At 63.2% G+C, this 25,926-nt stretch carries 26 protein-coding genes and 1 riboswitch; of the genes, 10 read left to right on the forward strand and 16 right to left on the reverse strand.

Going from position 1 to position 25,926, the window contains the following annotated elements:
• The first annotated feature begins 179 nt into the window (after positions 1–179).
• The 7 genes from CN311_RS09405 to CN311_RS09435 all read left to right on the forward strand — a co-directional run bounded on the left by CN311_RS09405 (position 180) and on the right by CN311_RS09435 (position 6,962).
• A complete protein-coding gene (locus CN311_RS09405) occupies positions 180–944 on the forward strand; it encodes a L,D-transpeptidase (protein WP_097573046.1) in 765 nt (254 codons plus the stop codon).
• A gap of 116 nt (positions 945–1,060) precedes the next feature.
• A complete protein-coding gene (locus tag CN311_RS09410) occupies positions 1,061–2,227 on the forward strand; it encodes a diphosphate--fructose-6-phosphate 1-phosphotransferase (protein ID WP_097573047.1) in 1,167 nt (388 codons plus the stop codon).
• Between the two features lie 16 nt (positions 2,228–2,243).
• On the forward strand, positions 2,244–2,963 hold the full coding sequence (locus tag CN311_RS09415; protein ID WP_097573048.1) for an MBL fold metallo-hydrolase: 720 nt from the start codon (positions 2,244–2,246) through the stop codon (positions 2,961–2,963).
• A 99-nt stretch (positions 2,964–3,062) separates the two neighbouring features.
• Complete coding sequence (locus CN311_RS09420) at positions 3,063–3,596, forward strand: dihydrofolate reductase family protein (RefSeq protein WP_097573049.1); 534 nt, start codon at positions 3,063–3,065, stop codon at positions 3,594–3,596.
• A 294-nt stretch (positions 3,597–3,890) separates the two neighbouring features.
• Complete coding sequence (locus tag CN311_RS09425) at positions 3,891–5,444, forward strand: DegQ family serine endoprotease (protein WP_097573050.1); 1,554 nt, start codon at positions 3,891–3,893, stop codon at positions 5,442–5,444.
• 163 nt (positions 5,445–5,607) lie between these two features.
• Positions 5,608–6,219 carry a sulfite oxidase-like oxidoreductase gene (locus CN311_RS09430; RefSeq protein WP_097573051.1) on the forward strand — a complete coding sequence of 204 codons (612 nt, stop codon included), beginning with the start codon at positions 5,608–5,610 and terminating at the stop codon, positions 6,217–6,219.
• The gene (locus tag CN311_RS09435) at positions 6,216–6,962 is read left to right on the forward strand and encodes an FAD-binding oxidoreductase (protein WP_097573052.1); all 747 of its coding nucleotides are present in this window, start codon (positions 6,216–6,218) and stop codon (positions 6,960–6,962) included. The genes CN311_RS09430 and CN311_RS09435 overlap by 4 nt, the downstream gene beginning before the upstream one ends.
• Positions 6,963–6,987: 25 nt before the next feature.
• Here the strand turns inward: CN311_RS09435 and dhaL (CN311_RS09440) are convergent, their stop codons facing one another.
• The 16 genes from dhaL (CN311_RS09440) to CN311_RS09515 form a co-directional block, all read right to left on the reverse strand.
• A complete protein-coding gene (gene dhaL, locus CN311_RS09440) occupies positions 6,988–7,656 on the reverse strand; it encodes a dihydroxyacetone kinase subunit DhaL (RefSeq protein WP_097573053.1) in 669 nt (222 codons plus the stop codon).
• 63 nt (positions 7,657–7,719) lie between these two features.
• A complete protein-coding gene (locus CN311_RS09445; protein ID WP_097573054.1) occupies positions 7,720–9,810 on the reverse strand; it encodes a bifunctional sugar-binding transcriptional regulator/dihydroxyacetone kinase subunit DhaK in 2,091 nt (696 codons plus the stop codon).
• A 203-nt stretch (positions 9,811–10,013) separates the two neighbouring features.
• Positions 10,014–10,676 carry a dihydroxyacetone kinase subunit DhaL gene (dhaL, locus tag CN311_RS09450; RefSeq protein WP_097573056.1) on the reverse strand — a complete coding sequence of 221 codons (663 nt, stop codon included), beginning with the start codon at positions 10,674–10,676 and terminating at the stop codon, positions 10,014–10,016.
• Between the two features lie 11 nt (positions 10,677–10,687).
• Positions 10,688–11,680 carry a dihydroxyacetone kinase subunit DhaK gene (locus tag CN311_RS09455; protein ID WP_097573058.1) on the reverse strand — a complete coding sequence of 331 codons (993 nt, stop codon included), beginning with the start codon at positions 11,678–11,680 and terminating at the stop codon, positions 10,688–10,690.
• Positions 11,681–11,702: 22 nt separating this feature from the next.
• Entirely contained in the window at positions 11,703–12,473 is a 771-nt protein-coding gene (locus tag CN311_RS09460) for an SDR family oxidoreductase (protein WP_097573060.1), read from the reverse strand.
• Between the two features lie 57 nt (positions 12,474–12,530).
• Positions 12,531–13,517: a substrate-binding domain-containing protein gene (locus CN311_RS09465; protein ID WP_097573062.1), complete on the reverse strand. Its 987-nt coding sequence runs from the start codon at positions 13,515–13,517 to the stop codon at positions 12,531–12,533.
• A 91-nt stretch (positions 13,518–13,608) separates the two neighbouring features.
• Entirely contained in the window at positions 13,609–14,613 is a 1,005-nt protein-coding gene (locus CN311_RS09470; protein ID WP_097573090.1) for an ABC transporter permease, read from the reverse strand.
• Positions 14,614–14,653: 40 nt separating this feature from the next.
• Entirely contained in the window at positions 14,654–16,132 is a 1,479-nt protein-coding gene (locus CN311_RS09475; protein WP_097573063.1) for a sugar ABC transporter ATP-binding protein, read from the reverse strand.
• A gap of 348 nt (positions 16,133–16,480) precedes the next feature.
• Complete coding sequence (locus CN311_RS09480) at positions 16,481–17,971, reverse strand: nucleotidyltransferase family protein (RefSeq protein WP_165779642.1); 1,491 nt, start codon at positions 17,969–17,971, stop codon at positions 16,481–16,483.
• Positions 17,971–18,645 carry a glycosyltransferase family A protein gene (locus tag CN311_RS09485; protein WP_097573066.1) on the reverse strand — a complete coding sequence of 225 codons (675 nt, stop codon included), beginning with the start codon at positions 18,643–18,645 and terminating at the stop codon, positions 17,971–17,973. Before CN311_RS09485 ends, CN311_RS09480 begins: the two co-directional genes overlap by 1 nt.
• 16 nt (positions 18,646–18,661) lie before the next feature.
• A complete protein-coding gene (locus CN311_RS09490) occupies positions 18,662–19,414 on the reverse strand; it encodes a glycosyltransferase family 2 protein (protein ID WP_097573068.1) in 753 nt (250 codons plus the stop codon).
• Positions 19,415–19,496: 82 nt separating this feature from the next.
• Entirely contained in the window at positions 19,497–20,249 is a 753-nt protein-coding gene (locus CN311_RS09495) for a glycosyltransferase family 2 protein (RefSeq protein ID WP_097573070.1), read from the reverse strand.
• Positions 20,246–21,295 carry a serine kinase gene (locus CN311_RS09500; protein WP_097573092.1) on the reverse strand — a complete coding sequence of 350 codons (1,050 nt, stop codon included), beginning with the start codon at positions 21,293–21,295 and terminating at the stop codon, positions 20,246–20,248. The genes CN311_RS09495 and CN311_RS09500 overlap by 4 nt, the downstream gene beginning before the upstream one ends.
• Positions 21,296–21,351: 56 nt before the next feature.
• On the reverse strand, positions 21,352–21,780 hold the full coding sequence (locus CN311_RS09505; RefSeq protein ID WP_097573071.1) for a PqqD family peptide modification chaperone: 429 nt from the start codon (positions 21,778–21,780) through the stop codon (positions 21,352–21,354).
• Between the two features lie 165 nt (positions 21,781–21,945).
• Positions 21,946–23,046 carry an FAD-binding oxidoreductase gene (locus tag CN311_RS09510; protein ID WP_097573073.1) on the reverse strand — a complete coding sequence of 367 codons (1,101 nt, stop codon included), beginning with the start codon at positions 23,044–23,046 and terminating at the stop codon, positions 21,946–21,948.
• A 20-nt stretch (positions 23,047–23,066) separates the two neighbouring features.
• Complete coding sequence (locus CN311_RS09515; RefSeq protein WP_097573075.1) at positions 23,067–24,314, reverse strand: aromatic ring-hydroxylating oxygenase subunit alpha; 1,248 nt, start codon at positions 24,312–24,314, stop codon at positions 23,067–23,069.
• A 114-nt stretch (positions 24,315–24,428) separates the two neighbouring features.
• Positions 24,429–24,631: riboswitch (cobalamin riboswitch) on the reverse strand.
• 507 nt (positions 24,632–25,138) lie between these two features.
• On the opposite strand from CN311_RS09515, the gene CN311_RS09520 reads away from it, so the two are divergent.
• The 3 genes from CN311_RS09520 to CN311_RS33370 all read left to right on the forward strand — a co-directional run.
• Complete coding sequence (locus tag CN311_RS09520) at positions 25,139–25,345, forward strand: DUF680 domain-containing protein (RefSeq protein ID WP_097573076.1); 207 nt, start codon at positions 25,139–25,141, stop codon at positions 25,343–25,345.
• A 71-nt stretch (positions 25,346–25,416) separates the two neighbouring features.
• Complete coding sequence (locus CN311_RS09525; RefSeq protein ID WP_097573078.1) at positions 25,417–25,620, forward strand: DUF680 domain-containing protein; 204 nt, start codon at positions 25,417–25,419, stop codon at positions 25,618–25,620.
• 133 nt (positions 25,621–25,753) lie between these two features.
• Positions 25,754–25,926 (forward strand): DUF680 domain-containing protein (locus CN311_RS33370; RefSeq protein ID WP_097573080.1); only part of this gene is annotated, 173 nt, incomplete at its 3' end.

The following is a 25,926-nucleotide window of genomic DNA, read 5'->3' on the forward strand; positions in this document are numbered from 1 at the left end:
ATGTAAAGAGGCAATGTCGAAAAACTGCCGCCTGCCGGTTCGGCATGTCCGGAAGATGCGGCAGCAAATCAGGGTCAAGGGCAACCGGCGGCTCTTCACGCTTTTTCAACCATGATTGGTGAAAATGCCTGCTATCCGGCCGGACCGTGCTTCCCGCCGATAGCGTAGGGTTTGGGTAGATGCGTGAGTTGCCGCAAAGTCTGACGCCGCCGCACAACGGCGACGCAATCGAAACTGAAATTCAGCTTTCCCGTCGCTCGGTGTTGACCGGCGCCGGCGCCGTGGCGCTGCTCGGCGTCGCCGGCTGCAGCCAGACGCTGGATCTGCCGTCGCTCCAGCTCGATGACACGGCCACCGGTTCGATCCGGCCCGTGCGCCCGAGCATCAGCGTCGACAAGAACATCACCAGCCCGGACGTCATGTATGCCGCGCTCACCGACGGCGGCTTCAATGTGCCGAAGGTGCCCTATCTCAAGGTCAAACCGGAATTCCGCCGCCAGATCGTCGTCGACAAGACCGGTGAGGCCCCCGGCACCATCGTCGTCCACCTGGAGGAGCGGAAGCTCTATCTGGTGCAGCCCGGCGGTGACGCCATCCGCTATGGCGTCGGCATCGGCAAGGACGGCTTCCGCTGGTCCGGCCGCGCCAACATCCAGTACGGCAAGGAATGGCCGATCTGGACCCCGCCGCCGGAAATGATTGCCCGCAAGCCGGAACTGGTGAAGTGGCAGGGCGGTCAGCCCGGCGGCCTCGAAAATCCGCTCGGCGCGCGTGCGCTCTACATCTATCAGGACGGCCGCGACACCGGCTACCGTATCCACGGCTCGCCGGAATGGTGGAGCATCGGCCAGGCGATGTCGTCGGGCTGCGTGCGCCTGATCAACCAGGACATCATCGACCTCTACAGCCGCGTATCGAAGAAGAACCCGGTCGTCGTCGTCTGATCCTGCGGCCGCGATTGCGGCCGATCGACTCTCCCCGTTGCGGGATCCACCCCGTTGCATGATCCAGCAAGACAGGCGAATGTGCCTGCGAGACCACTGCTGGGGAGAAACGAAGGATGTCAGGAACGTTTGTGATCGCGCAGGGCGGCGGCCCGACCGCCGTCATCAACCAGACCATGGTTGGCGCCGCGCTCGAGATCCGCAAGCGGCATCCCGGCGCCAAGGTCCTGGGCTCCATCCACGGCGTGCGCGGCATTCGCGACGGCAACTATGCCGATCTCTCCTCCATTCCCGAAGACCGGTTGCGGCTCATCGCGGCGACGCCGAGCGCTGCCCTTGGCTCGACGCGCGACAAGCCGGACGCCGCCTATTGCGAAATCATCCTCAACGGCCTGAAGAAGGCCGGCGCCGACGCCTTCATCTATATCGGCGGCAACGACACGTCGGGCACGCAGCAGATCCTGACCGATGCCGCCGGCGGCAAGATGGCTTTCGTCCATGCGCCGAAAACCATCGACAACGATCTCGAGGAGAACGACCACACGCCCGGTTTCATCTCCGCGGCCGAGTTCGTCGCCGGCGCCTTTCTCTCCGTCGATCTCGATTTCCGTGCCCTGCCCGGCATCTATGTCGGCATCGTCATGGGCCGGCATGCCGGCTTTCTAACCGCGGCGGCGGCTGCCTGGCAGCTCGATCCCGACAGCGGCCCGCATCTCGTCTATGTGCCGGAGCGCCCATTCTCGGCCGCCGCCTTCATCGACGACGTGCGCGCCACGCTCGACCGCCACAAGCGCTGCATCGTCGCCGTCTCCGAAGGCGTCAGCACCGCTGACGGCAAGGCGCTGGTCGAAAGCCTGGTGCCGCCGGAGAAGCTGGAGCGCGACGCGCATGGCAACGTCAAGCTTTCGGGCAGCGACCTGCCGGCAGCGCTCGAGCGCGCGCTGGCCGAAGGCCTGCCGGGCAAGCGGGCGCGTGTCGATGCGCTCGGCTACATGCCGCGCGGCTACGTCGGCGCCATCAGCGCGGTTGACGCGCAGGAGGCCTTCGATGCCGGCGCTTTCGCCGTCAAGGTGGCGGAAGAGGGCGGTGGCTCGGTGGCGCTGCAATATGACGGCAAGAAAACCGTGCTGAAGAAAGTGCCGTTGAAGAATGTCGCCGGCAAGACGCGCCACATGCCGGACGATTTCATGAAGCCCGGTGTCAACCAGCTCTCGGAGGCGGGCATGACCTATCTCAGACGGCTGGTCCCGGAAAAGTACAAGGTCGGAAAGCCGTTCGTCTGATGCCGGCTTTTTTCTGATGGATAACTGGTTCAGCAAGATGCAAGTCGACGCCCGCACGTCGATGCTCAGCGAGCCGTTCGTGCATGATTTCGTGCGCGCCAATATCTGGCATTTCAGCGGTCGCGACGCCGACCTGCTCGTCGACACCGGCATGGGCATCCAGCCGCTGGCGCCGCAGATCGACACGCCTGATGGCAAGCCGCTCATCGTCGTCGCCACCCATATCCACCTCGACCATGTCGGCTCGCTGCACGAATTCCCGCTGCGGGCAGGACCGAGGATGAGTGCCGCGACGTTCGAAACCATGGATCAAGCGGTCACCTACGCCTACATGTTCCACACGCTTGAAGGCGCCGTCTCGAAATTACCGGAGCCGGGATGGAAAGCAGCCGACTACAGAATTCCGCCGGCGCCGCTGACACGCACCCTCGACGAGGGCGATGTGGTCGATCTCGGCGATCGGCAATTCCGCGTGCTGCATCTGCCCGGCCATTCTCCCGATTCTATCGCCCTGTTCGACGAGGCGGACGGCCTGTTCTTTGCTGGCGATGCCATCTACGATGCCATGCTGATCGATGACCTGCCGGATTCCGACCGCGCCGCCTATCGCCGGACGATGCAGCGGCTGCTCGACCTGCCTGTCCGCATCGGCCATGGCGGCCACGGGCCAAGCTTCGATGGAAAGCGGATGCGCGAGCTGGCGTCGGCCTATCTCAGGCGAACGGACGATCTCTAGTGGTGAAAACCTGACGCTTGGTACCGGACGCGGAGGCAACCTCGTTTCAGCGTAACGGTGGCTCATGCTATTCTGAAGAACAGGGGGGAGATTTGCAGCATGGCGAAGATCGTCTTCGGAATGAACCAGTCCCTGGACGGCTATGTCGACCACCAGGAATTACCGCCGCCAGGTCCCGGGCTCTTTCGTCACTGGATAGAGCACGTGCGCCACCTGACCGGCAGTGTGTACGGTCGCCGCATGTACGAGGCCATGCGCTATTGGGACGAAGACCGTCCCGAGTGGAGTGCGGAGCGACACGAGTTCGCGGCGGCGTGGCGGCGCCAACCGAAGTGGGTCGTGTCGCGCTCGTTGAAGTCGGTCGGCCCCAACGCCACTCTTGTCGAGGATGACATCGAGGCGGTGGTCCGTGGCCTGAAGGCCCGGCTCGTCGGGGAGATTGCAGTTTCCGGACCAGACCTGGCGCGAAGCCTTACCGACCTTGGTCTTATCGATGAGTATCGACTCTACTTCCACCCAGTCGTGCTTGGTCGCGGCAAGCCATTCTTCGCCGGCCCCCGGCCGCCGCTCCGCCTTGTGGCCAGCGACTTAGTCGGCGAGGACGCGATTAGGTTGACGTACGTTCCTGCTTGATTGCGCAGCTCTCCGGACGGGCTGCGCCGACCCGTCGGGTCCGCATTGGTCGGTTCCTGTTTCCACCCGGTACCAGGTGTCAGACTTTCACCCATTAGCGCTTTCCGGATATTAAATCTTCGTAAGGTCGCCCTGAAACCCTAATTCGGGCCGATCCGAGCCCTAGATGGTGGGCTGTCGATCCGGTCCGCTGCCATGCAGGCGAGACGGGCAACCGCGACCGTCGACACGCCGACGGCGATTCCTGGAGAACCGGCCGCGGCGCCAGATCCACTCTCGCCCGGACAAACGACCATGTCAGACATTCTTCGCAGACATCGCGTCGCGGCCTTGCTGGGCGCTGCGCTGATCATATCCCCCTTCGTCATGTCTTTCGCCCAGAGTGCGAACAACATGAGTGCGAACAACATGGGCGCGAGCAACGCCGTTGCGACGACCCGGACACCTGTCGCCGGGATAACGGCCCCTAACGGCTCGTTCGCCCCCATCGTGGCCGCAGACAAGCCGGCGGTGGTGACCGTTACCACGGTCATGAAGGCGCAGCCGGAGACGATGAGCGACGGTTCTCCTTTCGACGGCAGATCGCCCTTCGATGAATACTTCCGCCAGTTCTTCGGGGATCAGGGGATACCTGTCCCCAGGACGCCGCCACAGCAGGCGCAGCGCACCGAGGCGCTCGGCTCCGGCTTCATCGTCGACTCGGATGGCACCATCGTCACCAACAACCACGTAGTCGACGGCGCCACCTCGATCAAGGTGACGCTCGATGACGGCACCGAACTTCCCGCCAAGCTGGTCGGCCGCGACGCCAAGAACGACCTCGCCGTCCTCAAGATCAAGGCCGACAAGCCTTTGCCGACCGTGAAATGGGGTGATTCCGACAAACTGATGACGGGCGACCAGGTGCTGGCGATAGGCAATCCGTTCGGCATCGGCACCACGGTCACGTCAGGCATCGTCTCGGCGCGCGGACGCGACCTCAACAGTGGCCCGTTCGACGATTTCATCCAGATCGACGCACCGATCAATCACGGCAATTCCGGTGGTCCCCTGGTCGATGTGAATGGCAACGTCGTCGGCATCAACACCGCGATCTATTCGCCGAATGGCGGCAGCGTCGGCGTCGGCTTCGCCATCCCGTCCGACCAGGCTGAAAAGGTGGTGGCCAAGCTGATGAAGGGCGGCTCCATCGAGTACGGCTATCTCGGCGTCCAGATCCAGCCGGTGACGCAGGACGTTGCCAGCGCGGTCGGCCTCGACCATCCCGGCGGTGCGCTGGTCTCGCAGGTCAATGATGGATCACCTGCCGCCAAGGCGGGAATCGAGACCGGCGACGTCGTTACCAGCTTCGCCGGTCACGACATAAAGGATCCCAAGGATCTGTCGCGTGCCGTCGCCGACGTTTCGCCCGGCGCCAAGGAAGAACTGGACGTCTGGCGCAAGGGCAAGAGCGTCGAGATTTCCGTCGATGTCGGGCGAAATAGCGATGATGTGAAGACTGCCTCGGCCGAGGACCATGGCGGCAAGTCGCCTGAGCAGGCCTTGCGCGTGAGTTCGCTCGGCCTGGGCCTGACCGACGTCACACCCGATGTTCGCGAGGAGTTGAACCTGGCAACCAACCAGCACGGCGCATTGGTCGAGCGCGTCAATCCGGACAAGGCAGCCTCGGCCGCGGGCATCCAGCCGGGCGACGTAATCGTCGGCATAGACCAAACCCCGGTGAAAAGCGCCAGGCAGGCAAACCAGGCGATCGCGCAGGCCGGCAGATCAGGCAGGAAATCCGTACTGTTGCTTGTCGATCGCGGCGATGCTCAAATCTTCGTTGCGGTGCCATTCGCCGCCGGTTGAGGGCTCCCGAGCTCGACAATGGTGGTGGCGAGCCCGTGCGATCGTCGCGGGCTCGCCCCAACCCGTCAAGATTTCTGTTGCCCGTCGGAATATCTTCTAGAAGACTGCCGTCGGCTGACAAGCAGCCCGACGCAACGGCCCGATTCAAGAACGGATACTCCCGATGGTTACTCGCGGCTTCTCTTCCGGGCGAAAGCCTCCGACGGATACAGATGCGCGTATCCCGCCTGGCCAATACCTGGAGCAAGGCTTTCCTGTCCTGTCGGCGGGGCCGACGCCACGTGTGCGCACCGACGACTGGTCGTTCACGCTGAAACACGGACCGCGGCCGATCAAGAAATGGAGCTGGGCCGAGTTCAACGCCTTGCCCATGAGCAAGATGACCCGCGACATCCATTGTGTCACTGCCTGGACCAAGTTCGACACGGCCTGGCAGGGCGTTCTGGTCGACGACATTCTGGCCGATGCCGGCATCGAACCGCCGACCGCCTTCACGCTGGCGCTCTCCTACGACGGCTATACAACCAATGTGCCGACAAAGGATCTCACCGCCGGCAAGGCGATGGTGGCGCTGCTCTACGAAGGCAAGCCGATCACGGCGGACCATGGTGGCCCGGCGCGGCTGCTGGTTCCGCATCTGTATTTCTGGAAATCGGCCAAATGGGTGAACGGGCTGCAGTTCACCGAGCGCGACGAGCCCGGCTTCTGGGAATTGCGCGGTTACCACATCTATGGCGACCCATGGCGCGAGCAGCGCTACACGGGCGACCCATGAGCGAGACGGCGGCGACACAGTCGCCCTGGCAGACCGTCACCATCACCCGCATCGAAAAGCGCACGCCGCGCGTCACCAGCTTTTTCCTGCAGCCCTCGCGGCCCTTCACCTATCGTGCCGGGCAGCATGTCGACGTCAGGCTGACGGCGCCGGATGGTTATCAGGCGCGCCGCTCCTACTCCATCGCCTCGGCGCCGGAAACCGGCGAGACGATCGAGCTGGCGATCGAAAAACTCGACGACGGCGAGGTCTCGCCGTTCTTCCACGAGGTGGCGGCGGTCGGCGACGAGGTCGAGTTGCGCGGACCGCTGGGCGGGCACTTCGTCTGGTCCGACAGCGACGGCGGGCCGCTCCTCCTGGTCGGTGGCGGGTCGGGCGTGGTGCCGCTGATGGCGATGATCCGCCATCGCGCCGCGCGCAAATCATTGGTGCCCGTGGCGCTGGTATTTTCCGTGCGGGTCTGGGACGAAATCATCTTTCGCGACGAGCTGATCGGCCTTAACGACCGCCAGGACGGCTTCGATCTGGTGCTGACGCTGACGCGCGAACCCGCGCGTCGTCCGCAGGATTATGCACGGCGGGTCGACGTCCACATGATGGTGCAAACGATGATGCGGCTGCCCGAGCCGCCAGGGCTGGCCTTCGTCTGCGGTTCGAATGCCTTCGTGTCCGCTGCCGCCCAGGCGCTGATCGATGCCGGCGTTCCGGCAGGACTCATCCGCACCGAACGCTACGGCGTTTGAGAGCGATCGGAGCGGTAACCCGTCCTCAGCGGGAGCCCGGCTTTTCCCGCTCGCCCTCCTCAAACGTGTCCTTCATTGCCCGCAGGATGATGACGGCCGAGGCCGCGCCAGGATCCATATGGCCGAGCGATCGTTCGCCCAGCCGGGCCGCCCTGCCGCGCGCGGCGACCATCGACCGTGTCGAATTCGCCCCGGCTTCGGCGGCCTCCAATATGGCGTTCCACATTTCCGAGCCTCCGGCAGCGCGGGCGCGCGCATTGACGGCCGCTTCCGTTGCGGGGACCCAGGCGTCAAGCATCGTCTTGTCGCCGCGCTGGCCCTTTCCGCGCTCCTTGATGCCGGTCGTCATCGCCTCGACGATCGCCGCCTGGTCGGCGAGCGACAGGCATTCATCCTTTTTGAGGGCTTGCGCCGCCCTGCGGAACGCGGTCGCATAGAGCGGCCCCGTGGATGCGCCGACGGCATCGAGAAAGGCCGACGCGGCAACCGCGAAAACCTCCGACGGCAGCGTGTCGTCCAGGTTGAGTTTGGCCAGCTCGGCATTCACCGCCATGAAGCCGAGCGACATGGTGATGCCATGGTCGGCGTCGCCGATGGCGCCGTCCAGGTCCGAGAGGTGGTCCTTTCCCGCCTCGATCGCAATGGATATGCGATAGAACATGCTGCTCAGGCGTCGCGCCGCATTGTCCGACATGGTGTTCCTCCCAGTTCCAGCAGGATGCAGCCCCGTCTTTACAGGACGCCCGTCTTTTGCCCCTCAGCCGATCCGCAGGACGGCCGTATCGCAGGGATGATGCAACAGTTCCGTCAGCTCGGTGTCGAGATGCAAGACCGATATGGATGCACCGACCATGTCGAGCGAGGTACAGTAATGCCCCACCCAGTTCGCCTCTATCTTGATGTCCTTGGCGCTCAGCCGCTGCTCGACACGCCTGAACAGAATGTACAATTCCATCAATGGTGTCGCGCCGAATGAATTGACCAGCACCGCAACGCGATCTCCCGGCGCCGCCTTCATCTCGGAGAAGATACGGTCCATCACCCGGTCTGTGATCTCGTCGGCGGTCATCATCTTGTCGCGGATGACGCCGCGTTCGCCGTGGATGCCCATGCCGATCTCGATATCGTCGGGGCCGATCTCGAAATTCTGGCGGCGGGTCTGCGGCATGGAGCAGGGCTCCAGCGCGACGCCCATGGTGAATGTTCGTGCATTGGCCTTGCGGGTCGCCGCCTCGCAGGCATCGAGCGACAATCCGCGGTCGCAGGCGGCCCCGGCGATCTTGAACATGAAGAAGTTGCCGGCAACGCCGCGCCGGCCTTCCTTGTCCTCGATCGGGGACGAGGCGATATCGTCCGTCGTCACCACCGTGCGAACCTCGATATCGTGTTCCGCCGCAATCTCGGCCGCCATGTCGAAATTCATCACGTCGCCGGCATAGTTGCCGTAGACGAAGAGCACGCCTTGCCCGCCCGACGCGGCATTGGCGCATTGAAAGATCGTGCCGGGAGGCGGTGACGAAAAGATGTTGCCGACGGCAACGGCGTCGGCAAGCCCTTTACCGACATAGCCCAGGAAGCAGGGCTCGTGCCCGGTGCCGCCGCCGATCACAAGCCCGACCTTTCCCGGCCTCGGTCCGGTGCGAGCGACGAGGGCGCGATGCGATCCCTTGATCGGGCTGATATAGGCGGCATGGGCCTTGACCACGCCGTCGAGCATCTCCTCGACAACGTCGTTGGGATCATTGAGAAACTTCTTGATATGGGTGCGGAAGTTGCTGGGCAGGGCCGCGCGGTGTTCGACCTTCGGGCGTTGCGAGAGCTTCTGGTCAAGCTCGGTCACGCCGTCGGCGTTGAGAATGCCGCGGCCGGTCGCGGCGTCGGTGATCAGCACATTGACATAGCCGCCGCGCAGCGCGGCAAGGATTGCCGGAACCTTGTCGAAACCTCCGGCGACGGCGATGCGCAGGCCGATGGCCCTGAGCATCTCGAGCGAGATGCCGATGGTCCGGTCGTCGAGCGGGCCGGCCACCGGCTTGCCCTGCCCATCGATGAAGCGGCCGGCGACGACGCCCACCGCATTCCTGGCCAGATATTGCTGCAGCGAAACCGATTCAAAGAAGCCGCTGGTGTGGATCGTCGAATTCGGCCGCAGCGACGAGATGCCGAAAAGCGCCTTGTTGGCTTTGGCAAGCGCGTCGAACTGGCTTTCGATCAGCGGCTCGCGCAGCAGCATGTCGCGAACCCCGGCCGTGGAAACGACCGCCGGCGCCGTGATGTTGACCAGCCTTGCACTGATCGCGCCGGCCATGGCCGAAGCGCAGAGTTCCGGCGTGTAGGCAAAGTTGGCGGCGGTTCCGCCGGTGGCTTGCACGACGGTGACGTCCTGAAGGCCGGGCACCGAGGCCTGCTCCGCGATCGCCAGCACCGTTCGCCCCCAGGCGACGGCAAGCGTGTCGCCGGATTTCAGCAGCTTGGCAAGCGCCTGCGCCGCAGCTCCGCCAAGGCGATCGATCAGCGGCCGCGTATTGTCGTCGCTCGGCACGACGAGACAGTCATGCAGGCCGAAATGCCGTTTGAGTTCCTGCGCGATCGACAGCGAGCTCAGCCGTGACGGCTCTAGCGAGATGTTGACGATGCCGCGAGCGCGGGCATCGGCCAGATAGCTGTTCACCGTCGCCCGCGAAATGCCCATGATCTCGGCGATGTCGCCTTGCGTCATGTGGTCTTCATAGTAGAGCCAGCAGGCCCAGACATACGGGTCGTCGCCATAGCGCAGCGGAATGGGTTCGGTGCCGGCCTCTGCCCGCGCTGTTCCATTCTTCCGCGCCGATAGTGTCTTGACCGTCATGCTGCCCGGTTTCCCCGAATCCAAGATCGATCGCCAAGATGAGCGCAAATGGAAGAACTCTCAATCTTGGTCGGATTCCATCCTATTGTTTGAGCATGATCTTTTCCGAAAACCGGTTTCCATCTCTCGGGATCATGCTCCAACGCGCTCCCGGCTGGAAGGTCAGCCGGGAGCCTTTGCTCGGGAGGAGCATATCTCACAATTCAACGGCCGGCGGTCGCCGACATCAGCAGTTTCTGCTTGGCGCCGAGCGCCAGGGCTTTCAGGATCAATGCACAGGATGTGGCGCCGGCGTCGAGGACGCCGACCGAGCGTTCGCCGAGGCGACTGGCCCGCCCAACCTTCGCCACGAGATCCCTGGTGCTGTCGCGGCCTTTTTCAGCCGCAACGACGAGCGCATCCAGGGCGTCCGGGAACGACTTGCCGTCGGCATTGGCGGCGTCGAAGGCCTCGATGGCCGGAACGAGCGTGTCCAGCAGTGTCTTGTCGCCGACCTTGGCCGAGCCGATCGACTGGATGCCGTCGAGACCGTTGCTGAGCATGGCGCTGAACGTCCGGACGTCGATGGCAGGGGATTTCTCGATCGTTTCGGCGAATTGCGTGAACATGACGCCATAGAGTGGACCCATCGAGCCGCCGATCTCGGTCATCAGCACGGTGCCCAGCGTGTCGAGGGCCGTTGCCAGCGACATGTCGTTGCCCCGGATCCTGTCCGCCGCCATGCCAAAACCCTTGGCCATGTTGACGCCGTGGTCGCCGTCTCCGATCTTGCCGTCGATCTCGCTCAGATACGCCCGGTTTTCGATGATCCGGTCGGCGATCGAAAGGACGATGTCGCCGGCGGAAGCGTTTTCAAACTGCTGCATTCGCCTGTTTCCTAAAGCCTTGCCGGACAATCGACATCCACATCCAGCAGCCGTTTCAGCTCGGCGTCGAGCGCCATGACCGTGAGCGTGGCGCCGACCATTTCCAATGAGGTGAAATAGTTGCCGATATAGGTCTTGTGGATGGTCAGGCCGCGTCCGGTGATCTCCTGTTCGATCGTATCATTGAGGATATAGAGTTCGTTGGCCGGCGTGGCGCCGAGGCCCGACACCAGCACCGCAACTTCGGTTCCCGCCGCCAGATCGTGGTCATCGAGAACGATCTTGGCCATGTCCCGTGCGATTTCGGCTGCGGGCTTCAGTGGCTCCACCCGTACACCCGGTTCGCCGTGATGACCGATGCCGACTTCCATCGTGCCAGGCTCGATCAGGAAATTGGGATGCCCGACCGCCGGCAGCGTGCAGGGGCCGAGGCCGACGCCGATCGAACGGCAATTGTCGATAGCCCTTTGTGCCACCGCCTGAACGGCCTCGAGGCTGGCGCCTTCCGCGGCCAGGGCGCCGGCGCATTTCCACATGAAGATCTCGCCGGCGACGCCCCTGCGCTTTTCGCGCTCGTCCGGTCCTGCCGAGCAGACATCGTCATTGGCGACGACGGTTGCGATCGTAATGTCTTCCTTGGCCGCGAGCTTGATGGCCATTTTCACGTTCATGTTGTCGCCGGCATAATTGCCGTAGAGGCAGACGACGCCTTTGCCGCCATTGGCCTCCCGGGCGGCGTCAAGGAAGCTCTTTGCCGTCGGTGACGAGAAGAGCTCGCCGACCGCGACCGCGTCCAGCATGTTGCGGCCGGTGTAGCCGATGAAGGCCGGCTCGTGGCCGGAGCCGCCGCCGGTGATCACGCCGACCTTGCCGTCGACCGGCGCATGGCGGGCGGCGATGACGCGGGGATTGCTGGCGAGCCTGACGAGATCGGCATGCGCCTTGACGAAGCCCTTGACCGTATCCTCGACGACCTCGTCGGGATTGTTGATGAACCGCTGCATTGTTGCTCCAATCTTGCGCCGGTCAGACAATTGTGTAGCCGCCATCGACCAGCAGGTCGGCGCCGTTGATCATGTCGGCGCCGTTCGATGCCAGGAACACGGCGGCGGCGGCGATCTCCTGAGGGAAGGCAAAGCGGCCAGTCGGAATGCGTTGCTTCAGCGCCTCGCCGCGCGGGTTGTCCCAGGCCTTCCGGCCGAGGTCGGTCAGCACCACGGTCGGCGAAATCGTGTTGACCGTGATGCCGTGCTTGCCCCATTCCGCGGCAAGCGTCTTGGACAGGCCGATGACGCCGAATTTCGAGGCGCAGTAGGCGACATGCTGGTCGATCGCGACCGTGGCTGCCTGCGAGGCCATGTTGATGATCTTGCCGCCCTTGCCGGCTTTGATCATGGCGCGTCCAGCAGCCTGGGAGACCAGGAACGTTCCCTTGAGATTGATGTCGATGGTCTTGTCCCAGGCGTCGAGGCTGAGTTCCTCGGCGGGAGCGAGAATGGCGACGCCGGCGCTGTTGACGACGATGTCGACATGGCCGAAGGCCGCTTGCGCCGCCGCGAAGACGGCGTCCACGGATCGCGGATCGGACACGTCGCAGACGAAGGATTTCGCGCCGTTGCCGAGTTCGTCGGCCTTCGCCTTGGCAACCGATTCATTGATATCGATCACCCCGACAGTAGCGCCCTTCGTGGCGAATGCCGAGGCAATGGCGCTGCCGATGCCGGAGGCGCCGCCGGTGACCAGGGCGACCTTGCCGCCCAGCGAAAAATTGAGATCAACCTGGATTGAATCAGTCATGGCTCTCTTCTCTGTTGGAACGTGGGGTGCGCCAGGAGAGCCCACCCCACGGCCGGATTACTTGCGCGTCGCCAGAAGCTGGTCGACGTTTTCCGCCGTCACCGGCGTCCACGGCACATTGTAGATCTTCTCCTTGCCGTCTTTCCACGGCATGTCCTTGTAGGTCGCCCAGATGTCGGACTGCGGCTTGTAGTCACCCTTCTTGGCAGCGAAGATGGCAAGGTCGAGCGCACCCTGAGCCTGGGCACGCGCGTCCTGCAGGATCGAGGTCATCTCACCGGCCTTGACTGCGTGAAGCGCATCGGTGATGCCGTCGATGCCGGCAACGGTGAAGCTCTTCAGGTCGAGGCCGGCGGCCTTGATCGCCTCGATGGCGCCGAGGGCCATTTCGTCATTCTGGCCGATCACGCCGTTGATCTGGTTCGGATGGGCGGTAAGCCAGTTCTCCATCAGCGTCTGGGCTTCGGCGCGCGACCAGTTTGCGGTCTGATCCTCGAGGATCTTGACATCCGGGCACTCGGCAAGCGCCTTCTTGTTGCCTTCGAGACGGGAAATCTGCGCCGACTGGCCGATCGGCCCTTCGAGGATGACCACATTGCCCTTGCAGCCGATCTTGTCGAGCACGGTCTTGGCTTCCATGTAGCCCGAGATCGTGTCGTCGGATCCGACATAGGAGGTCAGCAGATCGGAATTGACGCGGGTGTTCGAGCCGATGACCGGAATGCCGGCATCGGCGGCCGTCTGCACCGCCGCGGCGCCGGCGTCGACGTCGATCGGAGCGAAGATGATGGCGTTGTATTTCTGCGTCGCCATCGTCTTGAACTGGTCCTGCTGGACCAGGGCGTCATAACGGCCGTCGAACACTGTCAGTTCGACTTCGCCGCTCTTGACCGCCGGGTGCTCCTGGAGCGCTGCCGCCCAGATCTGCATGAACTCGGCGTTCAACCCGTAAGGCGCCGCGCCGATCTTGATCTTCTCCTGCGCCATGGCCGACGAAGCCAGCAGAGCGGTCGCGGATGCGAGCGCAATCATCAATCTTTTCATTTCGTTACCTCCACTTTGAGTGAGCGACCGACATGGTTCGCCTTCACGGACGCGCGTGCTGCGGGTCCGGTACCGGAAGGGGCCTTATTGTCTAGGCCCCGTAGTTTCTCTTCTGATCAAGCATCACGGCGCCAACGATCAGGGCGCCCTTGAGGACTTGCTGGTAGTAGGATTGGATACCCATCAGATCGAGGCCGTTGTTCATGACGCCGATGATCAGCGCGCCGATCAGCGTGCCGGTCACCCGCCCGACGCCCCCGGAAAGGCTGGTTCCGCCGATCACCACCGCCGCAATCGCGTCCAGCTCGTAGGCAATGCCGGCCTGGGGCAGGGCGGAACCGGTGCGGGCGCTGAGCAGCATCCCGGCGAGGCCGGCAAGACCGCCGGAGATGACATAGACGGCGAACTGCGTGCGGGTGATGTTGATGCCCGAGGTCCTGGCCGCATGCGGGTTGCCGCCGACGGCATAGATGTAGCGGCCGAAACGGGTGCGGTTGAGGATCCACCAGGAGATGGCGAACACGACTGCGAGAATGACGACCGGCGCGGGTATGCCAAGGATGTTGCCTGTGCCGATCCAGCGGAAGGCCGGCGTCAGCGCGGGGACGGGACGGCCTCCACCATAGATGAGGGTCATTCCGCGTGCCGCCGACAGCATGCCCAGCGTCGCCACGAAGGCCGGCACCGAAAACCGCGACACGATCACGCCGGAAATGGCGCCGCAGGCGATGCCGACCAGCAGGCCGATGCCGAGGCCCAGGGCGACCGGATAGGGCGCGCCGGAGATCCCGGCGGTCGCCGAACTGGTCACGAAGCTCGCGCTGACAATGCCTGCAAGCGCCACGACGGAGCCGACCGAGAGATCGATGCCGCGCGTCAGGACGACGAAAGTCATGCCGATGGCGAGAACGCCGTTGATCGAGGTCTGCAGCAGCACGTTCGAGATGTTGCCGGCCGTCAGGAAGAATTCGTTGGAGACCGACAGGACCGCCACCAGGATCAGGAAGGCGAGGAAGATGCCGTATTCCTGGATCAACAGCCGGCGCTGCTCCGAACCGAGCCAACCCTTCGAATTTTTGTTGTCGCCAGCCGACATCATCGATTCCTCTGCCATTGAGCGAACACCCTGTCCCTGTTCAGGTTGAGAGATGGACGAGCGATTGGGCATTCGTTTCCTCCCGGCCGAAGGTACCGGCACTTCTGCCGGCCCGCATCACCATGATCCGGTCCGACATGCCGAGAACTTCGTCGATTTCCGACGAGATCATCACCACCGTGCCGCCGGAGGAGGCGAAGTCGCTGATGATCCGGTAGATTTCACGCTTGGCGCCGACATCGACGCCGCGGGTCGGCTCGTCCAGGAGCAGCACCTTCGGATTGCGAAGGAACCATTTGCCGAGCACCACCTTCTGCTGGTTGCCGCCTGAAAGGCCGGAGACCGGCATGGTGTCGCGGGCCGCCTTGATCTGGAATTTTTCCCGCATGCCACGGCTTGCGTCCGCCTCCCGCGCCCGATCCATGGCGAAGGTAGGGCTCATTTCAGGCAGGCTCGCCATGCAGATGTTCGCGCGCACGGAATCGGCGAGATTGAGACCGGTCAGCTTGCGGTCCTCGGTGACCAGCGCCAGCCCATGCGCCATGGCATCCGCCGGCTTTGCGATGCTGACCTCGGTTCCGTCGACCTTGATGCTTCCCGCCGACGGCTTGTCGAGTCCGAACAGGCAGTTGAAGATCTCCGTACGACCGGCTCCCATCAGGCCGTAAATGCCGAAAATCTCGCCCTTGCGCACAGAAAACGAGATGTCCGCGATCTTGTTCGGGCAAGAGAGCGCGGCAACCTCGATACCGGGTTGCGATGTCGGCGTGTTGGTCTTGGCAAATTCTTCCGACATCTCGCGGCCGACGATCATGCGGATCAGGCCGGGCCGATCGATGTCCCCGAGCGCTCCGCTGCCGACATAAGCGCCGTCGCGAAAGACCGTGTAGGAATCGGCGATCTGGAAGATCTCCGACAGACGGTGGGAGACGTAGACGATGCCGCGCCCTTGCGCCTGCAGGCGGCGGATCGCGGCGAACAGATGCTGCGCCTCCCGCTCGCCGATCGCCGAGGTCGGCTCATCCATGAAGATGACCTCCGCGTCGTGGCTGAGCGCCTTGGCGATCTCGACGAGCTGCATCTGGGCGACCGAGAGGTTCATCATGTACTGCGTGGCCCGGATATCGAATTCGAGATCGTCCAGCAGTCCTTGCGCGGACCGGTTCATCGCGCGGAAATCGATGCCGCCGAACCGCGCCTTGGGCTCGCGGCCGAGATAGATGTTCTCGGCAACCGACATGTGGGGAACGGGGCTGAGTTCCTGCTCGATGATGGCGATGCCCGAAGCCAGTGCGTCGGCTGGGCTGGCGAATTCCACCTCCTTGCCGCGGCGGCGGATCGAGCCGGCATCGCGGCCGAAGATGCCCATCAGTATTTTGAGAAAGGTCGATTTGCCGGCGCCATTGCCGCCGCAGAGCGCATGAACCGTACCGGCGCGAAGCTGAAAGCGGCCGTCGCGCAAGGCGGCGACGCCACCAAAGGACTTTTTCAGCCCTTCAACCTCGAGCAAAAGCTCCACCTTCTCTCCTCCCGTATGTCCGGCAATCCTTGGAGCCGATCGACGCTGGCAGCCTCCGCCCAGGACATCGAATATGACAATAGTCAATTTATGGTCGACAAATGTCAAGGCGTGTCGAGAGTTTTAGAGCATGACCCATCGAGTTGAAGCTCGATTGTCGAGAAAGACCTTTGAAAACAAATAGATATTGTCATCCCGATTATGTCGGGACGGGATCGGTTCATGAGCGGATTCGTGCTGCTGGAAGTCAGGAGCAACGGGGCACATCAGCATTTTGCAAGGCTGCATGCCACGCGGTGCCGGGTCGCCCGGCCACTTGCCTGTATCTGCGGTTCCCCGCGGGCGGTTTCAGTCGAGTGGCGAAAAATGCGCCGACAGCAGTTGGAACGGCAGCGCACCATAGGTGGCGACAGTCGCCTCATCGTCCCATTGCCGGAACTGGCGGGACGGCCGGGCCTCGAGCACCAATGCCTGACTTGCACCGTCCAGCGTCACCTTGCCGCGAAAGTGCAGCACCCTTTCGCCACCGGAGCGGCTGAACGCCACCGACCGCAAGCGGGCGACATGCCGCCCAGCGGCATTGATCTCCATCTCGATGCGGCGCCGGACCGGCGGAACGGCGATCCTGACGGTCACCTCAAGCATCAGCTCGCCAGTCATTTCCAAATAGGGAGTCGTCTGGGGATAGGGAATCGTCTGTGAAAGCACGAATGGCGCGGGCGCCGTCTTCGTCTTGGGCATAGCCGACCTGCCGCGCCAGACGATATCAGGCGCCGATTGCCGCAGCCGGCCCTTCTTGCGTTTCAAGCGCAGCTGCTTGGCAAAGCCGCGCGACAACCAGACGAGGCCGCCGAAATCCGTGCGCGGCTTGGCTTGCAGCACCGAGGACCAGCGCGACAGGCCGGCGCGATCCGCCATCGCCACAATCCTTGCCAGTGGCGCTTCGGGCACGGCAATGCCGATCTCCACCGCGAGATAGGAAAGCGCCACCGCCGCAGCCACGGCAAGGCCGCGTCTGGCTGCGATATCGAGGAACACATCCCAGTCGACATCGCCGCCATCGATAGCCACCGCGCAATCGACCAGCCAGTCGCTGTGGGTGTGGGCGTCGAGGCCGCCATGCGCGATGGCGAGCGCGATGCGATCGGCCGGCGAGGGAACAGACACGCTGACGCCGCTGAATTCGGCCGCTATTGCGCGGCGCCAGATCGCCAGATCGTCTTCCGAACTTGATTGAGATCCGTCATAGCCGAACTGGTGCAGGTCGATGTCGCCGAAGCTGCCCTTGAAGAAGTTCATCGAGCGCACGGACAACAGTCTGGCCCGCAAATATTGCGGGCTGACGCCGGTGGCGATCTGCCAGTCGCGGTCGCGCAGCACGTCAAAGGCTGTGACCATGTCCTGCGGGCGCACCAATATGTCGATGTCATGCGCCACCCGGCCGCGCTGCGCCGACGCATCGACGGCAATGCGGCTGGCGCCCTTGATCAGCATGACCTCCGATCCGGCCTCCACCATAGCCTTCAGCGCCGGCTCGGCCTCGCGCATCGCCATCCGCGATTTGGTCCACAGCATCTTCTGCAGGCCGACAAGGCGCGGGTAGGCGGCATGGACGGCAAGCTTCCTGCCGAACCTGTCGGAAATGGCGGCGAGCAGCCGGTGCTCGCGAAAGGAGACGAGGTCGATGTCGTTTTCGTCAAGCCAGCGCATGGCGCATTGGCAGGCCGCTTCTTCATCGGGAAGAAGCGCAGCCTTGAGCAATTGGTCGAGCTTGCCGGTCGGCCACGACCAGCCATAGTCCGGAAACCGGCGGCCGATACGCCGCATTGTCCTGGCCATCAACTACGTTCCGCCCTGTTTCGGGCCCGCTGCATGGCGAGCCGGGCGACCTCGAGATAGCCGCGGTCGCGCGTGGCATCGCGCCCATAGGACAGGCTGCCGGGCCGGATGCGACGCAATGTCAGCGCCTCGTCCAGCATGTCGAGAACCAGACCCTCCTCCCGCGCCCGGGCGATCCAGTCGATCATTTCGCCGCGGCCACCGGGCGGATCGACGATCGGCCCGACAACATCGAAGACCTCGCGGCGGATCATCATTGTCGAACGCGACCAGCCGGGCACGGTGACGGCCTCTGGAGCATCGGGCCGGTCGTGGCGGAAGTTGCACCAATGGGTAAAAACGCCCGACGTCTTCGGAAAAAGTCTGAAATGCGTAAGCTGTTCTTCGATCTTGGTCGGCAACCACAAATCGTCGGCATCGAGCGTCGCGATAAATGGCGTCGACAGCGCGGCAACGCCTCTGGTCGTGGCGCTGCCCGGCCCCGCGTTTTCCTGGCGCAGCAACCGCACCTTCAGGTCCAGCGCATTGATCACAGCCGCCATGTCGTCGGTCGAGCCGTCGTCGACGACGACGATGGCGTCGGGCTCGATCGACTGAGCCACGACCGATCTCAACGTCTCGGCGATGGTGGTGGCCGCGTTGAAGGCTGGAATAACGACGCCGTAGCCGGACATTAGAGGAAACGCCCCATCACAGGAAACGCCAATGCGCGAGGTCTTTGAAATCGAATATACCGTCGACGGCGTGCAGGGAAGGATTGGCCTTGCGCCGCTTTATCGATTTGTGGATGGCGCGCATGAATTCGCGAAACGGCACGTTCTTTTCCTTGGTCATGTTGCCGGGGTGGCGTCGGTAGTAGAGGGCAACAGTATCGGGCATGAGGAATCTCGGGCCGCTCTCGAAGACGCGCAGCAGGTAGTCGGTGTCCTCGGCTTGGTTGAAGTCCTCGTCGAAGCCGCCGATCCGCTCGACAAGGTTTCGTGAGAAAATGCCGGCGGACAGATGAATCCCGCGAACGGTTATGGAATGGCTGTCGGCGGCCGGTTCCAGCGTCTCGTCGTCTATACTGTCTATAAGCGTCATCCGCGAATAGGTCAGGTCAAGGTCGGGATCGGCCGCGAAACAGGCAAGATCGGCTCTGAAGCGGCCGGCGGGCGAGATGTCGTCCGAATCGAGAAACGAGACGAGCCGCGTTTGCGGCAGCAATTGCTGCAGCCCGGCGTTGCGCGCCTTGGTGACACCCATATTGGCTTGCTGGAACAGGCGGATGCATGGCGCCTGCTCGATCAGCGAGCGAACCGCCTCTGCCGATGCGTCGGTCGAGCCGTCATCGACCACGATGATGTCGAGATCGGCGTCATCGCATTGCCTGAGCAGCGAACGCAGCGCCGCGCCGACATAGCGTTCGCGGTTGTAGACAGGCATGATCACGCTCAGTTTCATGCTTCACCCTGCAATTGCGCCAGGGCAGCGCGACCTGCTCCGGCCAGGTTTCCGGGGGGCAACGATCCTCTCCTTCGATATGTCACGTGAATTGCCAATCGGCCGGGCTCCTAAGTTCGAAAATACCCTCGACCTGATGGAGCGAAGGATCGGCCTTGCGCCGCCGCATCGATTTGTGGATCGCGCGCAGATATTCGCGGACCGGGACACCTTGCTCCCTGGTCGCATTGCCTGGATGACGCCGGTAATAGATCGCCACGGTGTCGGGCAGCGTGTATCGGGGGCCGCTTTCGAAGACGCGCAACAAATAGTCGGTGTCTTCGGATTGCCTGAACGCCTCGTCGAAGACGCCGGTTCGCTCGATGAGCTTCCGGCTGAATATCCCGGCACTCAGCGAAAGCCCGCGAAGCATCATCGAGCGGCAGCCGGCGGCAGGTTCCAGCGCCTCATCGTCTATGCTGTCGACCAGCATCATCAGCGAATAGGTCAGGTCAAGGCCGGGATCGGCCGTGAAGCAGGCAAGATCGGCCTTGAAGCGCCCGGCAGGTGAGATGTCGTCGGAATCAAGAAACGACACCAACTCCGTCTGCGGCAGCAACCGCCGCAGCCCACTGTTTCGCGCCTTGCTGACACCCATATTCGCCTGCCGGAACAGGCGAATGCAGGACGCTTCGCTCATCATGGCGCGCACGGCATCGGCCGTGCTATCGGTCGAGCCATCGTCGATAACGATGATATCGAGATTGGCGGCGTCGCGTTGCCTGAGCAGCGAGCGCAGCGCGGAAACGATATAGCGCTCGCGATTGTAGACGGGCATGATCACGCTCAGCTTCATGGCGCACTCCGCGCGAGAAACGCCGAAATCGTCCCGGCGATCTCCTCCGGTCGCGTCCCCAGTGACAGGCGGTAGCATGGCAGCAGGCGCGTGAGGTCGCTGAAGAAGCGAAAGCCGCTTTCCCGCTCGCCTGGCATCTGGGCGATTCCGGACGGCGCCAATGCAATCATGGCGTCCTTGCGCGACACGGGCATGATCGAGCTTGCCTCACCTCCGCCGATATGTGGCACCAGCAGCGCGACGATATCCAGACTTGCGGGCACTGGCCGCGCCGCGATGTCATCGATGCGGAACTGATGCTTGCCCTGCCAGTTCAGTGCACCATAAGACGTTAGCCTGTGCTTCAGCTCGAGCCGCTGGAAGCCTTTGGGGTCCTGCTTCAGCGTCGCGAACAGCGGATGGGCTCTCACGCCATTGGCCGCATCGATCAGCACATAGTCGTCGCCGACGCTGTCCAGTCCGTTGAGCAGGCCGGCAACGACCGTTCCCGATTTCCCGGCTCCGCCCGAGCCGGCCAGCAGAATGCCTTTGCCATCGAGGCCCAGCGTGCCGGCATGGGCCAGCCGCATGCCGCGCGCCGCATACTCCCAGTGCAGGAAGGCGCGCAGCGGCGCACCGGGCTCCCATGGCGGAAAAGCCTCGGGCGATGCCATCAACTGCACGCCGATGCGGCGCTCCGGATCGTAGAACTGCCAGAAGTCCAGGTCGTGATAGTGGTTGCCGCGCAATCCGGCCTCGGCCAGCGTGGTGGCGAAGCTATGATGCGTGAAATGGGCCTGACCCCAGCTCGCCGGGACGGGAATGCCTTCAATGTTGGGGTCGGCAACGAAAATGCGGCAGTCGCCTGTTGCGGTTCGGTCGTCCCGAGCCTGGACAAAAGCCTGATCGATTGCCGCCGCCAGCGGGCCGGGGCTGAGATGCGCCGTCAACTCCAGCCGCGGCAAGTCGGCCTTCGCGGTGACGGCATAGCTCGAAGCGGCGTCTTCCGCCGCGGCCAGCACATAGCGGGCATAGTCCGGCAGGGATTGGAGGGTGACGCGCGGCATGGCTGACATGTTCCAGTATCGCCCGGATGTGGCGAAGGGGCGGCCGCCCTAGTGTTTCAGGACGCCTGTTTGACCGCCGGCCAGCCCCGAGGTTCCTCGACCTCATGGATCGGATCGACCACGATAAGATCGGCAAGGTCGTCATGGATGTCGACCTTGAGCGGCTCGCTGGTGCCGGCGAGTTCCGCAAGAAGGGCGCCCGAAATGGGTTGCGCGGTGGCATCGGCCGCGGGCACGAGCAGGCCGAATTCGAGCAGTTGTGCAACGAAGCTCTCGAGCTCGGCCAACCTTATTGTCGCCCCGCCCGCCGTCTGCCCGACCAGCGCGTGGGCGGCAACGCTTGATGACAGCGCTTCCCAGACCCTGCTGCCCGAATCGGAGAAGCCGAAATATTTCCCGGTGGAAAGGTCGAGCACGACGGCTTCGCCGTCGAAGGACTCAAAAACGATGTCCTTGCTCGCCACCGCGTAGACCAATTGTTGCATCGTTTAATCCCCGCCTCGGACGCACGGGATGCGAATCGCCGGTCGTCGCGACCTACCCCACCGCTGATGAAAGCATCTAGCCAGTCGACCCTTCTTTGGCAAGATAGAGTGCCGATCAACGACCCCTTCGGCACACTTGCACGGGACAAATGGTCGAAATATCCCTCAGGCTTCGATCTCGATCGCCGTTAATGGCTTCGAACAGCAGGCCAGGATGAAGCCGTCTTCGATCTCGTGGTCGAGGATCCCGCCATTGTGGCTCATCTCGACGCTGCCCGAGATCTTCTTCACCTTGCAGGTTCCGCACAGGCCGAACTCGCAGGCCGCGGGGATTCTGACGCCCGAGGCGCGCGCCGTCTGCAGCACCGTCTGGCCGGCAACGCATTCGGCATCGACATCCGAAAGCGAGAACCGGATCGGCGTTGCGGCCGCGGCGGGCATCTCGGTCCCACCGCCTGCCGGCGACGCAAAGGGAGCCGGTAATTCCTCCATCGCGGGTGCGGCAAAGCTTTCCTGGTGGTAGTTGTCCATGGCGAAGCCGGCGGCCTCCAGCATCTGCCGCACCGCGCGCATGAACGGATCGGGGCCGCAGCAGAAGATTTCGCGCTCTCGGAAATCGGGTGCCAAGAGCGGCAGCCGGATCGCGTCGATCCGGCCCATATGGCCGAACCAGCCCTCGCGGCTGGAGCGCTCCTCGATCATGAAGCCGAGCGTCAGCCCCGGCATGCGGCTGCCCAGCAGTTCGAGCTCCTTGCGGAAGATGATCTCTTCCGCGCGCCGCGCGCAGTTGACGAAGCCGACATCGGTCCATGGCGCGCAGTCGTTCAGCCAGCGCAGCATCGACATCATCGGGGTCACGCCGGAGCCGGCCGAAATGAACAGATATTTGGCGGCAGGATGACTATGCAACGAGAAATCGCCCGCCGGCCCATAGGCCTTCACATGAACGCCGGGCTTCAGATTGTCGAACATCCAGCGCGTGCCGATGCTGCCGGCCTGCGCCTTCACCGTCACCGCGATCGAGAACGGTCGCGACGGCGAGGACGACAGCGTATAGGTGCGCATCAGCGGACCGTCGGCGCTCGGCAGTTCCAGCGTCACGAATTGCCCGGGCTTGTAGCGGAACCAGGTCTGGTTGTCGGAGCGGAAGGTGAAGGTCTTCACGTCAGGCGCCTCGTCGCTGACGCCGATCACCTCCAGCACCTGCAGCCGGTCGTTCCACGGCGCCATCTCGTCGAGGTGGCGGTAGAGGCCAAGGTCGGTCATAGCATTCATCCCCTCACCTCTCAGGCGACGCTGCGAAGCGCCGGCCGTTCGCCTTCGGTAAGGCGGGGCCCGATGAAGGCGGCGTACCATTCGACAAACTGGATGACGCCGCCTTCATGCAGTTCCGAATAGGGACCGGGCTCATAGGCCGGCGAAAGGATGCCGAAAGCGTTCTCCTCGACGATGCGGCGGTCCTGGTCGTTGGTCTCGGTCCAGACATGGGTGAGTTCGGCGAGATCGTAATCGACGCCCTCGACCGCATCCTTGTGGACCAGCCATTTGGTGGTGACAGCCGTCTCCGTGGCGCTGATCGGCAGCACGCGGAACGTGACGGCGTGATCGCCGAGTATGTGGTTCCAAGTCGTCGGATAATGGTAGAGCAGCAGCGAGCCGATGCGGTCCGTGGCAACGCTGTCGGAAAGGTTCCTCTTCACGGCGCGCTTGCCCGTCATCGTGTAGCTGACGGCGTCGCGCAGCAGCGGCGCGCGGGTGGCGCGATACTGTCCGGCCGGATCGATGCGGAACTTGCTCGGCAGGCCCGCCGCCTCGCATTTGGCCCAGTGCGCCAGCATCTCCGGGTCGCTGTCGGCGCCTTGTACGCCGGTCACGGTCGGCGCTTCCGGGAATGTCTTGCAGAGTTCCGGATGGTTGCCGGCGCAATGATAGCACTCGCGGTTGTTTTCCCAGACGAGCTTCCAATTGCCCTTCTCGACGATGGTCGATTCGAAGGCGACCTTTGCCTCGCGCAGCCGATGCGGCAGCAGATAGGGCTCGATCATCGCTCGCATCGGGGCGAAGTCTGCCGGCTCCTTGGCCAGGCAGATGAAGATGTAACCGCCGACGCTTTCGCAGGCGACCGGCTTCAGGCCGAACTGGCTCTTGTCGAAACCGTCCGCCATCTGGCGGGCGAACAGCAGCCTTCCGTCCAGCTCATAGGTCCACTGGTGATAGGGGCAGACGAGCTTGGCCGCCGTGCCCCTGTCGGCGTTGCAAACACGGCTGCCGCGATGGCGGCAGGAATTGTGGAAGGCGTTGATCTTGCCTTGCTGGTCGCGCACCAGCACGATCGGATAGTCGCCGATCTGGGCGGTGATATAGCTGCCCGGCTTCGGCAATTCGCAATCATGGCCGATAAACAGCCAGTCGCGATACCAGATCAGCTCCATGTCGAGCTTGAAGAACTCAGGATCGGTGTAGAAGGGTTGTTCGAGCGAAAAGCCTTCCCTGCGGCTGTGCAAGAGCCTCAGCATGTCGTTGCGCGTGTCCATGTCCTGTCCTTTTGGCTAAGGACTGACTATGGTGGTGATGGAGGTAAGGATCGGCGCAGGCCGGCGAACGGCTGGCATGACCTATCCGCCTCTTGACCGCCCACCGCGATCAGTCGAGTTCAATCACCTCGGGCTGGTTTCCGGGCTCAGGAGTTGTCCTCGCGGACTCGTCGCGACACCTTCCCAGGCCGTGGCCCAGTGGTCTCCCGTTGCGACTTGAACTCCACCACCGTTGCGGGGGCAGCGCCGGACTCTGACCGGCTTCCCAATTCTCCGCCCCGTCGTCACGAAGCGGCACCTGAGATGCCATGATCTAATCACGACCGCCCGCCGGCTGTCGGCATGAAAGCGACATCGTATCCATGCGGCGCGACACGGCCGGCGAAACCTGCGAGCTGGTAATGCAGGGCGGAACCTCATTTTGCCGGCTGCCATTGTCGGCTGCCGTCGCCGTCGAATCCGAACTGCGGCGGGGGCAAAAAAGGTTTGCAGTTTCCAAAGGTGACTATTAGCTGCTTCTAAAATCGAACCGAACGGTTCGTTTCTGTTGACGCTGCGTGCAGGACGGTGTGAACACTGGCGCTCCGACACACTTGGTGATCCGTAGGCGATTTGTAATAGCAGATTGATATTGCTGACAAAAAAATTGGTAGTGGGGGCTCTTGGTACAATTTCAAGATGCAGAGTCATGGTCCACACGAAACAACTTCGTGATTGGAAACCGGCGATCGACCCACCCACATCGCGGCTGTTCGAACGACGCGAATTCCTCCCAGGACACGCCGCTAGACGGACGCAAAAACTGAGATACTGGAGTATCAAAAATGAAAAAGATCGCTCTTACTGCCGCCGCCCTTATGGCCATCACCGGCAGCGCCTTCGCTGGTAGCGACAACTACGGTTCCAATGGTGCGAACCAGCCTGCCGCAGCAGTCGACAGCACGTATACGGCTTCCACTCAGAAGTCGGCGCACGCTGATGAGCAGCCCGTCGTTCAGGGCAGCGACCGCAACCTGTTCGGCAACCGCTAACAACTGAGATCAGGGGGCGGCGGATTGCCTGCCGCCCGGAATCTCGGATTCAGAAATTCTGGAGTATTAAAATGAAAAAGTTCGTTCTTGCTGCCGCCGTTCTGGCCATTTCGGGCAGCGCCTTTGCCAATGGCAGCGACCACTATGGTTCCGACGGCGTCAACCAGCCGGCCGCCGCGGTCGACAGCTCGTACACGGCTTCCACTCAGAAGTCGGAAGCTGCTGCCGAGAAGCCCGTCAACCAGGGCAGCGACCGTAACCTCTTCGGCAGATAATAAACCGATTGAGACTCATGGTCCCGAACCCTGGGTTCGGCAAGATCATGGTCGATCAGACAGGGAACGGCGGGTTGCCGCCGCCCTGCCGGGATACGAAATCCCGGCATACGGAAATTCAGGAGTACCAAAAATGAAGAAGATTGTTCTTACTGCCGCCGCTCTTTTGATTGCCGCTGGCAGCGCCTACGCCCGCAACGACAATGTTGGCGGGACCGACATCAACAAGCAGGCCAACGTCGACAACACCCGGACGTCCTCGGTGCGCGACACCGGCTCGCCGGTCTACAAGCTGCTCAATTCGTC

The organism is Mesorhizobium sanjuanii (genome assembly GCF_002529485.1).
In the GTDB taxonomy this organism is placed as follows: domain Bacteria; phylum Pseudomonadota; class Alphaproteobacteria; order Rhizobiales; family Rhizobiaceae; genus Mesorhizobium; species Mesorhizobium sanjuanii.